Annotated in this window: 8 protein-coding genes; all 8 read left to right on the top strand. The window is 67.1% G+C overall.

Annotated features, from left to right (window positions below):
• Positions 1-75 precede the first annotated feature (75 nt).
• The 8 genes from ACXJKM_RS02145 to ACXJKM_RS02180 all read left to right on the top strand — a co-directional run bounded on the left by ACXJKM_RS02145 (position 76) and on the right by ACXJKM_RS02180 (position 15,411).
• On the top strand, positions 76-3,969 hold the full coding sequence (locus ACXJKM_RS02145; protein WP_457349953.1) for a beta-galactosidase: 3,894 nt from the start codon (positions 76-78) through the stop codon (positions 3,967-3,969).
• Positions 3,970-3,989: 20 nt separating this feature from the next.
• Positions 3,990-5,153 carry a beta-galactosidase BglB gene (gene bglB / locus ACXJKM_RS02150; RefSeq protein WP_457349955.1) on the top strand — a complete coding sequence of 388 codons (1,164 nt, stop codon included), beginning with the start codon at positions 3,990-3,992 and terminating at the stop codon, positions 5,151-5,153.
• Positions 5,154-5,780: 627 nt separating this feature from the next.
• On the top strand, positions 5,781-7,436 hold the full coding sequence (locus ACXJKM_RS02155) for an MFS transporter (protein ID WP_457349957.1): 1,656 nt from the start codon (positions 5,781-5,783) through the stop codon (positions 7,434-7,436).
• Complete coding sequence (locus ACXJKM_RS02160; protein ID WP_457349959.1) at positions 7,433-10,159, top strand: exo-rhamnogalacturonan lyase family protein; 2,727 nt, start codon at positions 7,433-7,435, stop codon at positions 10,157-10,159. The genes ACXJKM_RS02155 and ACXJKM_RS02160 overlap by 4 nt, the downstream gene beginning before the upstream one ends.
• A 79-nt stretch (positions 10,160-10,238) precedes the next feature.
• Entirely contained in the window at positions 10,239-11,459 is a 1,221-nt protein-coding gene (locus ACXJKM_RS02165; protein WP_457349961.1) for a rhamnogalacturonan acetylesterase, read from the top strand.
• Between the two features lie 5 nt (positions 11,460-11,464).
• Positions 11,465-12,709, top strand: a complete 1,245-nt coding sequence (locus ACXJKM_RS02170; protein WP_457349962.1) for a serine hydrolase domain-containing protein — start codon at positions 11,465-11,467, stop codon at positions 12,707-12,709.
• A gap of 201 nt (positions 12,710-12,910) precedes the next feature.
• A complete protein-coding gene (locus ACXJKM_RS02175) occupies positions 12,911-14,737 on the top strand; it encodes a rhamnogalacturonan lyase B N-terminal domain-containing protein (RefSeq protein WP_457349964.1) in 1,827 nt (608 codons plus the stop codon).
• An 11-nt stretch (positions 14,738-14,748) separates the two neighbouring features.
• Entirely contained in the window at positions 14,749-15,411 is a 663-nt protein-coding gene (locus tag ACXJKM_RS02180) for a PEP-CTERM sorting domain-containing protein (RefSeq protein WP_457349966.1), read from the top strand.
• The last annotated feature ends 69 nt before the right edge of the window (positions 15,412-15,480 follow it).

Below are 15,480 nucleotides of genomic sequence, written 5' to 3' on the forward strand. Positions count from 1 at the left end.
CTCGCACGCGCTTGATTTTTTGGCGCCGGTGAACCGGGTGACACTGAATCAGGCTCCCCGCACTCCCGGTCCGCTATGCACGCTGCCTTGCCGTTTGCTCCGTCGCCCCGCTCCGCCAGCTGGTGGGCCGCGCTGTTGCTGTGCGGGGCGATCCAGGCGCAGGACCTGCCGGGCCAGCAGGCGCCCACCGCCGTCAGCACGCCGGCGCAAGCGACGTCCCCGGTGGCAAAAAGCGAGCGAACCTATCTGATGTCGGCCTTCATGGCCACGTCGCAAAACACGCTGAGCCTGTTCAGTTCCAACGACGGCGTCAACTTCACCTCGCTGGGCTCGGAGGTCTACACGCCGGCCAGGGAGCTGCTGCGCGACCCGTCCATCATCCGCGCGGCGGACGGGCTGTACTACATCGCCTACACAACCAACTGGAGCGGCTCCACCTTCGGCATCGCCAAGTCGGCCGACCTGAAGAACTGGACACACGTTGCCGACGTGCCGGTGACGCTGCCGGGCGTCTCGAATGTCTGGGCGCCGGAATGGTTCCGCGACAGCGACGGCAGCTTGAAGCTGGTCATGAGCCTGTCCAAGACCGGCACGCAAGGTCCGTTCGGTGCCTATACCGTGAAGGCGCTTGACGCCAGCTTCACGAAGTTCGCCGACCCCGTGCTCATGCAGGGGCTGGAGAAGAACTACATCGACACCTTCGTCATCCAGCACGAGGGCCGCTACGTCGCCTTCACGAAGAACGAGACGACCAAGTTCATCGAACTGGCCACCGCGCCGTCGCTGGACGGACCGTGGACCTTCCAGAAGACCGGCGACTGGGCCGGCTGGGGCGGCCCGTCGGAAGGCCAGGCGCTGGTACCCATCAAGGGCGGCTGGCGCATCTACTTCGACGACTACACGACCAAGCGGTACTGGTACTCCGACAGCTTCGACGGCCTGCAGACCTGGACGGCCAAGAAGGAGCTGGGCGGCGTGTCGGGCACCGTGCGCCACTTCACGGTCATCTCCGAAGAGACCGCGCAACTGGAGCGTGCAACGGCACCCAAGGCCAAGCCCAAGGCCATCGCCTGGGACCGCCACTCGCTCATCATCGACGGCCATCGCGAAATGATCTTCGCGGGCGAGTTCCACCCCTTCCGCCTGCCCTCGCCCAGCCTGTGGCACGACGTACTGCAGAAGATGAAGGCGTCGGGCCTCAACGCCGTGTCGCTCTACTTCAGCTGGGGCTATCACTCGGCCAAGCCGGGCCACTACGACTTCACCGGCGTGCGCAACATCGAGCGCGCCATCCAGATGGCCGAGGAGGAAGGCCTCTACGTCATCGCCCGCATGGGGCCTTATGTGAACGCCGAGCTGACGGCCGGCGGCTTCCCGGGTTGGCTGCTGCGCCAGCGCGCCGAGGCCCGCACCGACGCGGCCGAGTACCAGGCCGCAGCGGATGAATGGATGACGCAGATCAACGCCATCCTGGCCCGCCACCAGATCACCAACGGCGGCGGCACCGTCATCGCCTATCAGTTGGAAAACGAGCTGTTCGCGGTGAACCCCAAGAACATCCGCCACATGCAGCACCTGGCGGACAAGGCGCGCGCCGACGGCATCACCGTGCCGCTGTTCCACAACGCCGCCTCACGGCTGCCGGACTGGACGCCCAAGAACTCGACCGCGCCGTTCGCCAACCCCGGCCCGACCGACCTCTACGCTTTTGACGGCTATCCCGGCGGCGTCTGCGGTGTGGACGCCCAACCCGGCACGCCGGCACCGGCGCCGGACTGGGGCATCTACGGCAAGAACTTCCCCAAGGTCGGCTCGCTGGCCTCCCCCAACACGCCGGGCTTCGTCGCCGAGATCGGCGCAGGCTGGTTCGACTACTGGGGCTCTAACGGCACCTACGAGTGCACCGCCCAGCGCCAGGGACCGGGCTACCAGCGCGTGTTCTACGGTAGCAGCCTCATCAACGCGCTGACCATCCATTCCATCTACATGGCCTATGGTGGCACCAGCTGGGGCTGGCAGCCGGGGCCCATCGTCTACACCAGCTACGACTACGGCTCGCCCATCAGCGAGGCCCGCGTCATGCGCGACAAGGCGCTGGTGCTCAAGCAGATGGGCGGCTTCGTGCAGGCGGCCACGCCCGTGCTGGCGCAGATGGACAAGGGCGAGCCTCTTGATTCGGGCAATGCCAAGGTCAGGCTTTATCACAACGTCAATCAGGCGCTGGGCAGCCATGTGCTGCTGGCTCAGCACAACGCGCTGACAGGAACTGAGGCGTTCAGCTTCAAGCTGCAAACGCGTGACGGCAGCTACCAGGTGCCGCAGGCCGGTAAGCTGACGCTGACCGGCCAGGACGCCAAGATGCTGCTGGCCAGCTACGCACTGGAACACCAGCACCTGGTCTACAGCACGAGCGAGCTGCAGGCGCAGTTGCAGCAAGGCGCCCGTGATGTGGCGCTGTTCTACGGCCGCAACGGCGACGACGGCGAGACCGTGCTGCGCTATGCCGCCAGGCCGACCGTGAAGCTGCTGCGCGGCCAGGCCCAGGTGAACTGGGATGCCAAGCGCGGCGACCTGCGGCTGAACTACCAGCACACCGGCCTCATCGAAGTGCTGATCAGCGGCGCCGGGCGTGCCCCCTTGCTGCTGCTGATCGCTGACGAAAAGACGGGCCAGGAGTTCTGGCGCCTGCAAGCCGGTGGTCAGAGCGTACTGGTGCGCAGCCCGGGCCTCGTTCGCACGGCGGCGGTCGACGGCAAGAAGCTGCAACTCCGCGGCGATACGACACAGCCGAGCGCGCTGCGCGCTTGGGTGCCGGACGGCATCAACGCGCTGACGTTCAACGGCCAAGCCGTAGCGACCGCAGCGCAGGACTTCAGCCTCGCCGCCCGCACCGCCCTGCCCGGCCCTGACGCCGTCAAGCTGCCCGACCTGACGCAGCTCACCTGGACGCGCCGCTTCGACTCCCTCGAAGCCGCCCCCGGCTTCGACGACAGTGCCTGGCGCAAGACCGACGCCAGCGGGTCGGCCGCCAACGTGTACACCGCGCCCGACAAGGGCCAGCCCGTGCTGGCCATGAGCGACTACGGCTTCCACCATGGCGACGTCTGGTACCGCGGCCGCTTCGCGACGAGCGATGCCAAGCCGCTGCAGCTTGAACTCTTCTTCGGCGGTGGTGGCGCCGGCATCATCCAGGTCTGGCTGGACGGCAAGTTCCTCGGCCAGCAGGAGCACGACACAGGCCGCCCTTTCCCCGAGACGACCGACACCTTCAGGCAGGTGTTGAAGGATCTGCCTGCCGGCGAGCATGTGCTGGCCGTCGTCGTACGCAACAACTCGCACAACTGGGACCTGTTTGCCGACGACGTGCACAAGGAAGCCCGCGGCCTGATCTCGGCGTCCCTCGCGCACAAAGGTGATCAGCGCTTCGGCACGCCCATCGCCTGGAAGATCCAGGGCAACAAGGGCGGCGAGGACATCGCCGACCTCGTGCGCGGCCCGATGAACAGCGGCGGCCTGCACGGCGAGCGCATGGGCTGGCATCTGCCCGTTGACCCGACCAAGCCCCAGCCCGGCTGGGAGGCTACGACCGTGAGCGCCGCGCCGCCAGCGCCGGGCAGCTACTGGCTGCGCACCAACTTCAAGCTGGACCTGCCGGCCGGCCACGATGTGCAGCTCGGGCTGGCCTTTGGCGACACGACCAAGCCACGTTCCGAGGTCGAGAACCGCGCGCTGATCTTCGTCAACGGCTGGAATATGGGCCAGTTCATCGCCCATATCGGCCCGCAGCGCGTCTTCGTGCTGCCGCCCGGCATCCTGAACCCGAACGGCGAGAACACGTTGACATTGGCCGTCACCACCGACGGCCAGCCGGCCAACGCACTGGAGGCCGTGCGCCTGGTGCCGCTGGCCGTCGCCCGCGGCGGCGTACCGTTGGAGCCGGTGCCCCAACCGCGCAACCTGCAGCGTTGAATTCACATCGAGACAAGACCATGCCCAACCAGATCCTCAAGCCCGTCGCCTCCTCGCGCATCCACCCGCTGCTGGCCCACCACACGGCCGGCCTCGGCGCGGACCGCGACGACATCCGCGGCGCCATCGATCGCCTGATCCACAACCTGGTCAACATCGAGGACAAGGACGGCAAGTTCCTGCTGCGCCTGGACGACGGCCGCGTGTTGGACACCAAGGGCTGGAACGGCTTCGAGTGGACCCACGGCGTGGGTCTCTATGGCGTCTACAAGGTCTGGGAGCTGACCGGCGACCCCAAGGCCTGGAACATCATGACGAGCTGGTTCGAGGCCCGCTTTGCGGAGGGCATGCCCAGCCGCAATATCAACACGGTGGCGCCCTTCCTGACGCTGGCCTACCTGTTCGACCGCACCGGCGAGCGTCGCTTCCTGCCCTACATCGATCGCTGGGCCGAGTGGGTCTACAACGAGCTGCCGCGCACCGAAGAAGGCGGCTTCCAGCACATCGTCTACAACAGCGTGAACCATCAGCAGCTGTGGGACGACACGCTGATGATGTCGGTGCTGCCGCTGGCCAAGTTCGGCCTGCTGCTGAACCGGCCTCATTACGTGGAGGAGGCCAAGCGCCAGTTCCTCGTCCACATCAAATACCTGGCCGACCGCAAGACGGGGCTGTGGTTCCACGGCTGGACCTTCGAGGGGCGGCACAACTTTGCGAATGCGCTGTGGGCGCGTGGCAATTCGTGGGTCACGATCGTCATCCCAGAGTTCATCGAGCTGTTGAACCTGCCCGAGGGCGACGCCTTCCGCCAGTTCCTGATCACGACGCTCGAAGCGCAGGTCAAGGCCCTGGCCCAGTTCCAGTCACCATCGGGCCTGTGGCCCACGCTGCTGGACGACCCGACGTCCTACGACGAAGCCGCCGCGTCGGCCGGCTTCGCCTACGGCATCCTGAAGGCGGTCCGCAAGGGCTACATCTCCAAGGACTACGAGGCCTTCGGCGTGAAGGCGGCGCTGGCGGTGCGGTCGAAGATCAACGATGCGGGCGAGCTGACTCAGGTGAGCTTCGGCACGCCGGTGTTCAACACGTTGCAGGAATACAAGGACATCCCGCTGACGTCGATGCCGTTTGGGCAGGCGATGGCTTTGTTGGCGATGGGCGAGTTGTTGGTTCGCTTCATCTGATTCGATTGCTATGCGCTGCTTTGGGTTTATGGCTAGGCCCAGCCGGGGGTTCGTCCCGGCGGCCGACCTACTTTTTGCGCCGCCAAAAAGTAGGCAAAAAGCTCTCCCCTGCGAAACCGCCCCTGCGGGGTCCCCTGCGATGCTCGAAGCCCGAGGCTCGCGCAGAACTCACTTCGCTACGCTGCGTTCAGACAACTGCGCTAAGTCAGTTGTCGAAGCGTGCTTCGCACGCGCCTCGGGCTTCTGCGCTTCTCGGCGGTTTAGAAGGGGAGGCTCCGAACAGCCCCAACAGCCAAACCCGAAATCCGGGTGGTGGATGTATTTCTGTCTGCCCCCTTTTAGCCCCGCCGAGGAACGGAAGACCCGAAGCCCGTTCGCGCAGCGAACCTCAAGAACTGACTCGCGACGCCTGTTTGAGCAGAGCGTAGCGACGCGAGTTCGGCGCGGGGCTTCGGGGCTGAGTACCGCAGGGGACCCGCAGCGAAGCGTAGGGCGGGGCGGTCAGGGGGGAGCTCTTTGGTTACTTTCTGGCGGCCCAGAAAGTGACTCGCCTGCGGGGGCGAAATCCCCGCACCACTCGCAGCAGAAAACAAGAGCAGCTGAGACAAGCGCTCAAAGAGCACAGACATGACAACCCGAAACCTCCACCCAGCCGCCAAAGAACCCACCTGGATCAACTACTGGGGCTGGGGCAGCGGCGACATGCTGGGCGCCGGCGCCCAGGCCGTCATCACCGGCTGGCTGTTCTACTTCTTCACCACCTTCTGCGGCCTCAGCGCCGTCGACGCGGGACTGATCCTCGGCCTCCCGAGACTGCTCGAAGCCATCACCTGCCCCCTCATCGGCTACGTCTCCGACAACCTGCGCCACACCTGGGTGGGCCGCAAGATTGGCCGGCGCAAGCTCTTCCTGCTGATCACCATCCCGCTGCTGCCCAGCTTCGCGCTGATCTTCCGCGCCGGCCACACCTTCTACTACTACCTGTTCGCCTTCATCTTCTTCGAGCTGCTGTACACGATGTTTCTCATCCCCTGGGAAACGCTGGCGGCCGAGATGACCAAGGACTACAAGCGCAAGGCCAAGTTCGCCGGCGCCCGCATGATCGTCGCGCAAAGCTCGGCCATCCTGGCCTCCTACCTGCCCACGCTGCTGATCAGCCAGTTCGGCGGCAAGGACTCGCCCGACACCTTCTTCTGGATGGCGGCCATCTTTGGCTGCATCTTCTCGGTCGTCGTGACGATCGTCGTGTTGACGACGTGGGAGCGCCCCTACGGCACGCGCGCGCAGGCGGTCATGTCGCAGACCTATGGCGGCGTGACGCTGAAGGCCGCACTGGCCCTGCCGCTCAAGATGTTCGGCGACCTGTTCTCGACGCTGAAGATCCGCGCCTTCCGCCAGCACCTGTCCATCTACCTGGGCGGCTATCTGTCACAGGACATCTTCAACACTGCCTTCCCCATCTTCGTGGCCACGGTGCTGATGGGCGCCACCCTTATCATCTCGCAGCTGATGACGGTCATGTACGTGGCCCAGCTCATCTCGGTGATGGTGGCCATCCAGATCGTCATCCGCACCGGGCCCGTGCTGGCCTACCGCCTGGCGATCTCCCTGTTCGGCGCAGCGCTATTGCTGTACCTGGGCTTCTTCCTGGTGCGACCCGAGGGCTTCGACGCCGGCTTCAAGGCGCTGGACACCAACCTCTTCACCGCGCTGAACCCGGCAAGCGGCAGCTTCAGCCTGGTGTTCTGGATCTTCGCGCCCATCGTCCTCGCGGGCCTGGGCCGCGGCACGCTGAACTTCGTGCCCTGGTCGGTCTACAACTACCTGCCCGACATCGACGAGGCCGTCACCGGGCAACGCCGCGAGGGCATCTTTGCCGGCGTGATGACGTTGGTGCGCAAGATGGCCCAGAGCGCGGCCATCATCGCCAGCGGCTGGATCATCGACCTGGGCGGCTACATCTCGCCCAAGAGCCGCCCCGGCGAGGTCATCGTGCAAAGCCCCGAGGCCATCCAGACCATCACCGGGCTGATGGTGGGCGGGCCCCTCTTGATGATGCTGTTCGGCCTGATCGCCTCCTGGACCTTCCGCCTCAATGCCAGCACGCATGCCGTCCTCGTCAACGAGGTCGATCGCCTGCGCAACGGCGCCACCGAAGCCGAGACGCCGGAAAGCGGCCGCATCGTCGAAGACCTGACCGGCTGGCCCTACGACCGCCTCTGGGGCCGCGGCAGCGGCCACGCCGCCGACTCCTCGCTGCAACCTCTGCAAGCCCGCCCATGACCGACTTCAGCCGCCGCAACTTCTTCAAGACCGCGTCCCTGCCTCTGGGTCTGACCGGCTTGGCCACCACCGCCGATGCTGCATCGGCGCCCGCACCGACCGTCGCCACGTCGGACGACCTGCTCGGCTTGCGCTGGCTGGATGGCACCGCCCCCGCGCTGGCGCTCGGCGCCACGTTGGGTCTGCCCTGGCCGCGCGGCCAGCACAGGAAGGATCAGGCCTTCCACGCGCTGGACGCGCAGGGCAAGCCACTGGCCTTGCAGACCTGGCCGCTGGCCTGGTGGCCCGATGGCTCGCTGAAGTGGACGGCGCATGCGCTGCCAGCCGGCGTCGATGCCGGTGCCCAGCCCAGCATCCGCCCGGGCAAGGGTGCTGCCGCCGCAGGTGCCACCGTGAAGGTGCGCGAGGAGGCTGACTTCATCGAGGTCGACACCGGCGTCATCCGCTGCAGGCTGCCACGCCAGGGCGCCAAGCTCATCCAGGGCATCGAGCGCGACGGCCGCGAGGTGCTGGGTTCCTGCACCCTCATCGCCCAGACCGACGACAAGCCCGATGCCGAGCAGGGCGCCGTCACGCAGACCGCCTTCCAGAGCCGCATCGCAAAACTGACCGTCGAGCAGACCGGCCCGGTGCGCGCCGTCATCAAGGTCGACGGCCAACACCGCAGCGCCGCCGGCCGCGAATGGCTGCCCTTCTCGGTGCGCTTCTATTTCTACGCCGGCGCCGAATCGCTGCGCGTCATGCACACCTTCGTCTTCGATGGCGACGATCAGAAGGACTTCCTGCGCGGTATCGGCCTGCGCTTCGAGGTGCCGCTGCGCGACGCCCTCTACGACCGTCATGTGCGCTTTGCCGGCGAATCCGGTGGCCTGTGGGCCGAGGGCGTGCGCAACCTGACCGGGCTGCGCCGCGACCCCGGTGCTGCCGTGCGTGAGGCCCAGCTGGCCGGCCGCGCCACGCCGCCGGTGGCGCAATGGGGCACGCAGGTGCGCCAGCTGCAACATCGCATCCCCGCCTGGGGCGACTACTCCTTAAGCCAGCTCAGCGCCGACGGCTTCCAGATCAAGAAGCGCACCAAGGCCGGCCATGGCTGGATTCCCGCCGCCTTCGGCAAGCGGGCGCCGGGCAGCGGTTATATCGGCGGCGCCACCGGTGGCGTGGCCTTCGGCCTGCGCGACTTCTGGCAGCGCCACCCGACGCAGCTGGACATCCGCAACGCCCACACCGACGCTGCGCAGGTGACGCTGTGGATGCACTCGCCCGAGGCGTCGGCCATGGACCTGCGCTTCTATCACGATGGCTTGGGGCAGGAAACCCACGAGCAGGAGCTCGAAGGCCTGGAGATGACCTACGAGGACTACGAGAAGGGCTTCGGCACGCCGGTGGGCATCGCACGCAGCAGCGAGATCACGCTGTGGGCGCTGGCCGCTACGCCGACCCGCGAACGCCTCGTGCAGATGGCCGCCGCCGTGCAGACGCCGCCGCAACTGGCCGCCTCGCCACAGCGCTATCTGCAGGCCGGCGTGTTCGGCAAGCTGTGGAGCCTGCCTGACCGCAGCACGCCGATGCGCGTCAAGATCGAGGACAAGCTGGATTTCCTGTTCGGCTTCTATGCCAAGGAGGTCGAGCAGCGGCACTGGTACGGCTTCTGGGACTACGGCGACATCCGCCACACCTACGACAGCGACCGTCACGAATGGCGTTACGACGTCGGCGGCTTTGCCTGGGACAACTCAGAGCTGTCGCCGGACCTGTGGCTCTGGTACGCCTATCTGCGCAGCGGCCGCGCCGACATCTTCCGCTTCGCCGAGGCCATGGTGCGCCACACCAGCGAGGTCGACATCTATCACGCCGGCCGCTTCCAGGGCCTGGGCACGCGCCACAACGTGCAGCACTGGGGCTGCAGCGCCAAGCAGGCGCGCATCTCCACGGCGGCCTACCGCCGCTTCTACTACTACCTGACGGCCGACGAGCGCATCGGCGACGTCATGCGCGAGGTGCTCAGCGCCGACACCAAGATGGATGAGGTCGACCCCGTGCGCAAGATCGCCGGCCGCGTGGACAAGGGCCCCTGGCCGGCGCGCATCGGCTTCGGCACGGACTGGGGCTCGGTCGTCGCCAACGTGCTGACCGAGTGGGAGCGCACCGGCGATGTGCGCTGGCGCAACAAGCTGCTGCGCGGCATGCAGGGCATCGCCGCCATGCCCCACGGCTTCTTCACCGGCAGCGGTGGCTACGAGCCCACGGGGCCGAACGAAGGCGCCTTTCACAACGTCAGCGGCGACAAGCTCAGCGCCAGCCACCTGAGCGCCGTCTTTGGTGCTGTGGAGATGATGGCCGAACTGGTGGAGCTGATCGATGAGCCCGAGTTCAAGCAGGCCTGGCTGCAGTATTGCGAGCTCTACAACGCGCCGCGCGACCAGCAGGTCAAGGCGCTGGGCGCGCCGCACGGCGGCGGCACGGTGCTGAGCGTGGGCCATTCGCGTCTGAGCGCCTACGCGGCCAAGAGCAAGCAGGACAAGGCCCTGGCCCAGCGCGCCTGGCGCGAGTTCCTGGCCGACGATCCGCGCGGCCACAAGACGCTGAAGACCACGCGCATCGCCGGCCCGCTGGCGCTGAACCCGGTGGACGAAGCGCCCTGGATCAGCACCAATGACACCGCGCAGTGGGGACTGGCCGCCATCCAGAACCTGGCCCTGATCGGCGACCAGCTCACTGACTGACATGACCACATCGATGAACACAGCCACAGAGACACAGAGGCACAGAGGAAATCTGCCCTTTCTCTCCATGCTCTTCTCTGTGTCTCTGTGCCTCAGTGGCTGTGTTTCCCAGCCACGCGCGGCCGAACCGCTCAGCTTCGACTTCACCACGACGCCCGCGCCCACCTACAGCCGTGACCGCGGCGCCGGCTTCGAGCCCGGCGCCGCGCTCAATGCCGCCGGCCAGCCGAGCTTCTTCACGGTGGACGTGCCCGCGGAAGGCAACTACCGCGTCACCGCGACGCTCGGCGCCGCCGCCGCCAGCAACACGACCATCAAAGCCGAGCTGCGTCGGCTGATGCTGGACAGCGTGGGGGTGGCTGCCGGTGCAACTGAAACGCGCAGCTTCATCGTCAACGTGCGCACCGCCCGCATCGCCGCCGTGCCGGGTGTGGAAGCAGGCGTCGTCAAGCTCAAGGAACCGCGCGAAAGCAAGGATGAGATCTGGGCCTGGGACCAGCGCCTGACGCTGGAGATCAACGGCAGCCGGCCGGCGCTGCGCAGTCTCGTCATTGAGCCCGTCAAGGTGCCCACCGTCTTCCTGCTGGGCGACTCCACCGTGGCCGACCAGTCGCGCGAGCCCTACAGCAGCTGGGGCCAGATGCTGACGGCCCTGTTCAAGCCCACCGTGGCCGTGGCCAACCATGCGCAGTCGGGCGAAACCTTCCGCGACTCGCTGGCACGCCGGCGCATCGACAAGATCCTGTCCGTCATGCAACCGGGCGACACCGTGCTGCTGCAATTCGGCCACAACGACCAGAAACAACAGAAGGACGGCAGCGGCAACGCCCAGACCTACAAGGCCGAGCTGCGCACCCATGCCGAGCGCATCCTGGCGCGAGGCGGCGTGCCGGTCGTCGTGTCGTCGATGGAGAGGCGCAACTTCGACCCCGAGGGAAAGCTCAGGCCCAGCCTGACCGAGTACGCCGACGCGGCGCGCGCGGTCGCGCAGGACATGAAGCTGGCCTTCATCGACCTCAACGCGATGAGCCAGCAGTTCTACGCGGCCCTCGGCCCCGAGCGCTCCCAGGCCGCCCATCCGATGAACAACGGCAAGCTCGACAACACCCACCACAACAACTACGGCGCCATGCAGTTGGCTCGTTTGGTGGCCCTGGGTTTGCGGGAAGCCCGTGTGCCGGTGGCCGCACAGCTGCGCGATGATCTTGGCGCCATTGACCCCGCCAGGCCGCTGCCACCGGAGCAGTTCCACGTTGCAGCGAGCCCGGGCTTCACCCAGCAGCGCCCTCTGGGCGATTGAGCCGAATGAGAACCACCCTTGCCGCCCTGGCGCTGGCCTGCGCCGCGCTGGCCCACGCCCCGGCGACCTCGGCCGCACCGCCCAAGGCCGCTGCGGTCACCGCACAAGGCTTCTCGCCGGAACGCCTGCTGCGGCTCGACGCAGCCATCGACGAGCAGATCAGGAACAAGCAGCTCGCCGGCGGGGTGATGGCCGTGCTGCGCGACGGCAAGCCGGTCGTGTTCAAGGCCTATGGCCAGCGCGACATCGAGAACGCCAGGCCGATGCGCACGGAGACGATCTTCCGCACCGCCTCCATGACCAAGGCGCTGACGACCGTGGCGGCCATGATCCTTTACGAGGAAGGCCGCTTCCTGCTGAAGGACCCGGTGGCGCGCTACCTGCCGGCCTTCGCCCACATGCAGGTCGCCTTGGCCCAAGGCGGCACCGAGAAGCCGCGCCGCGCGTTGACCATCCACGACCTGCTGACGCACACGGCCGGCATGAGCTACGGCAGCGGCCCGGCCCAGGCGGCCTACAGCGCTGCTGGCATGAAGGACTGGTACCTCGTCGGCAACGACGAGACGTTGGCGCAGTGGACCGACCGCTTCGCCGCGCTGCCGCTGCAGAGCCAGCCGGGTGAGCAGTTCATCTACGGCTACGCCACCGACGTGCTGGGCCGCCTCGTCGAGGTCGTTTCCGGCCAGCCGCTGGACCGTTTCATCAAGGAGCGCATCACCAACCCGCTGCACATGCCCGACACGAGCTTTTTCCTGCCACCGGAAAAGCTGGAACGCCTGGCCAACGTCTACGGGCTGGAAGGCGGCCGGCTCAAGCTGATGGAAACGTCGGCGAAGAGCGACTTCGTCAACGGCCCGCGCAAGCTGCTGTCCGGCGGCGCCGGCATGCTGAGCACCGCGGGCGACTACACGCGCTTCCTGCAGATGCTGCTGAACAAGGGCGAGCTGGATGGCGTGCGCATCCTCGCGCCCCACACCGTGGCGCTGATGACGGCCGACCATCTCGGTTCCAAATCCGGCGGCGATGCCGATGGCTTCGGGCTGGGCTTCTGGGTCAACGTGAAACGCGGCGGCTTCAAGGAACTGGGCAGCGAAGGCGCCTTTGGCTGGGGCAGCGCCTATTTCCCGCAGTACACGGTGGACCCGAAGGAGCGCCTCGTCATCCTCTTCATGACGCAGCTGCGGCCCGCGGGAAGTTCGACGCTGCATCTGCGCGTGCGCACGCTGACGTATCAGGCGCTGATCAAGTGATCCGCAAGCGCGCGCTATACCGCGCAGCTATGGCAAACGCGGTGATAGCGCTCATCTGAGCGAAGAGTCGCGGGCGCACGAGCGGCGCTGTTCAAACGCTCATCTGGTTGAGTACACGCGGAGTCAGGCGCTGCCTACATTCCGCTCCGGCTGCGGGCAAGCCCGCAAACCGTGAACAACGACACAAGACCAGGAGACTTCATGAACACGACAAGCTCGCGCCGGCCTATGGCGCACTGGCTGGCCGCAGGCCTGCTCGCCGCAGCGGCACCGGCCGCGATGGCCGCCTTCAGCATTACCACCGTCCACGACAACAACAACGCGGCGCGGCCGCAGTACGTCATCGACACCGATGGCGGCCTGGTGTTCAAGGTGCGTGGCTGGGACAGCAGCAGCACCACGGCCATCGGCGACTTGTCCAGCATGGTCTACAAGGGCGTGGAGTACGCCGACCCCGCCCGCGGCACGCAGCTCAACTCCGGGGCCGACTGGCTCTACAACGGCGTCAGCGCCGTGGGCCTGAAGGTGGAGGCCGTCAGCGCCAACGGCACGGTGACGCCGGCTTCCAGCAGCAACGGCGGCGTGGTCAACGCGAGCGACTACATCCGCGTCACCCTCACCAGCACCAGCACCAAGGGCGGCGTGCTGACGCACTACTACCTGGTGAAGAAGGGCGAGTCCAACATCCACATGGGCACGCACTTCACCGAAGAGCCGGACGTACACGGCCTGGTGCGCTTCATCGCCCGCATCCCCATCGCCAAGCTGCCCAACGGCGGCCCGGTCAACGCGGCCGGCGGCCTGCGCACCTACAACGGCGAGAGCTTCTGGGCCGAGGACCTGCGCGGCACCAGCGGCGCCATCGAGGCCAGCGACGTGTTCGGCTTCCCGGCCACCGATGCGCGATACGGCCAGTCGCGCTCCAAGCACTACGCCAACCGCCGGCTGAAGGACTGGGAGTTCGTCGGCGGCTCCGGCCCTGGCGTGGGCATCTGGTTCTGGCGCGACAACAACGAAGGCGGCTCCGGCGGCCCCTTCTACCGCAGCCTGCTGCAGCAGATCACCGACACGACCAACGAGCTGACCTACATCGTCAACTACGGCGAGGCCCAGACGGAAGCCTTCCGCATGGGTGTACTGAACACCTACACGATGATCTTCAACGACGGCACGGCCCCCACGGCCCGCCCCGACACCAGCTGGTACGGCAACGTGGGCCTGCTGGGCTACGTGCCTCCGGTGGGCCGAGGCTCGGTCAGCGGCGCCGGCCTCACGGGCCGCATCGCCGGCCTGCCCTACACGGTGGGCTTCGCCAACGCGCAGGCACAGTACTGGGCCGACGCCGACCCCGTCGACGGCCACTTCACGGCCACGGGCATGCTGCCGGGCGTCTACACGATGACGGTCTACAAGGGCGAGCTGGCCGTGCAGACCGGCTCGGTGACGGTGACCGCCAATGCCACGTACGCGCTGAACCCGGTGGCCATCACGGCCGACCCCGAGGCCACGCCGGCGCTGTGGCGCATCGGCCACTGGGACGGCACGCCGCAGGAGTTCATCAACGGCGACAAGCTGACCTTCATGCACCCGTCCGACGTGCGCATGGCGTCGTGGAATGTCAGTCCCTTCGTCATCGGCCAATCCAATGCCGCAACGCAATGGCCGGCCTATCAATGGAAGGACGTCAACAACGGCCTGCAGGTGCGCTTCACGCTCAAGCGCGGCCAGAACACCGTGCCGCTGCGGCTGCGCCTCGGCACCACGGCCGACTTCGCCGGCGCCCGCCCACAGGTCACGGTCAACAGCTGGACGTCGGCCATTCCCGCCGCACCGCCCAAGGTGTCGCGCAACCTCACCGTGGGCACCTACCGCGGCTTCAACCGCACCTACAGCTTCGACATCCCCGCCGCGCAGCTGGTCGTCGGCACCAACGTGCTGACCATCAACACCGTCAGCGGCACCGCCGGTGCCGCCTTCCTGAGCCCGGCGCTGTCCTTCGATGCCATCGATCTGATTGCCGCGCAATGAACGCTCTTCCCATGAAAACCATCACCCTCCTCGCCTCTGCCTTGCTGGCAGCCCACGTCAGCGCCGCCGTCGTGCAGACCACCGGCGCCGGTAGCGCCACGCCGAGCGCAGCGCACCTGACCTCCGCTGCCGACTTCGAGGCCAACGTCAACTTCGACAGCCCCTGGTCAGAAGGCGGCCTGCTGTTCAGCCACACGGGCTTTGCCAATGACAACGGCGGCTGCGGCTATGCCGGTGGCAACTGCGTGGACCTGGGCGCCGGCGAGACCTACAGCCAGTCCTTCGCGGGCAACTACTTCGCCACCGCGGGCATGAACGCCTACCTGTCCATCCGCAGCGCGGCACGCGACCTCAACGGCATCGAGTTCGCCGTCGATTCGGGCTACGCCAACATCTACCTGATGTGGCAGACCTGGCTGGACGGCGTGCAGACCGGCAATGGCCGCGTGTCCCTGGGCGCGGCGGGCATTGGCGGCGTACTCGGGCTGAGTGACGCCGTCGGCTTTGACGAAGTGCGGGTCTATGCCTTCGACAGCGCGACCGACACGAGCGGCTACAGCGTGCCAGCCATCGACAGCGTGCGCGCCTTCACTCTTCCCGAGCCGGGCTCGCTGGCCCTGGCCTCGCTGGCCGGGCTGGGTGTGGCCGGCATCAGGCGCCGCCGACGCGGCTGACGCCACCGCGACCCCAAGTCAAAGGGCCGGCCTCGCGGGAGGCCGGCCCTTCTTCTTCGTGGCTTGCAG

This window comes from Roseateles sp. P5_D6 (genome assembly GCF_054049415.1).

Bases quoted from the DNA above. Each gene is read 5' to 3' on its own strand.
- ACXJKM_RS02180 (WP_457349966.1), top strand. From the start codon at position 14,749: ATGAAAACCATCACCCTCCTCGCCTCTGCCTTGCTGGCAGCCCACGTC.
- ACXJKM_RS02145 (WP_457349953.1), top strand. From the start codon at position 76: ATGCACGCTGCCTTGCCGTTTGCTCCGTCGCCCCGCTCCGCCAGCTGG.
- ACXJKM_RS02160 (WP_457349959.1), top strand. From the start codon at position 7,433: ATGACCGACTTCAGCCGCCGCAACTTCTTCAAGACCGCGTCCCTGCCT.
- ACXJKM_RS02175 (WP_457349964.1), top strand. From the start codon at position 12,911: ATGAACACGACAAGCTCGCGCCGGCCTATGGCGCACTGGCTGGCCGCA.
- ACXJKM_RS02170 (WP_457349962.1), top strand. From the start codon at position 11,465: ATGAGAACCACCCTTGCCGCCCTGGCGCTGGCCTGCGCCGCGCTGGCC.
- ACXJKM_RS02155 (WP_457349957.1), top strand. From the start codon at position 5,781: ATGACAACCCGAAACCTCCACCCAGCCGCCAAAGAACCCACCTGGATC.
- bglB (WP_457349955.1), top strand. From the start codon at position 3,990: ATGCCCAACCAGATCCTCAAGCCCGTCGCCTCCTCGCGCATCCACCCG.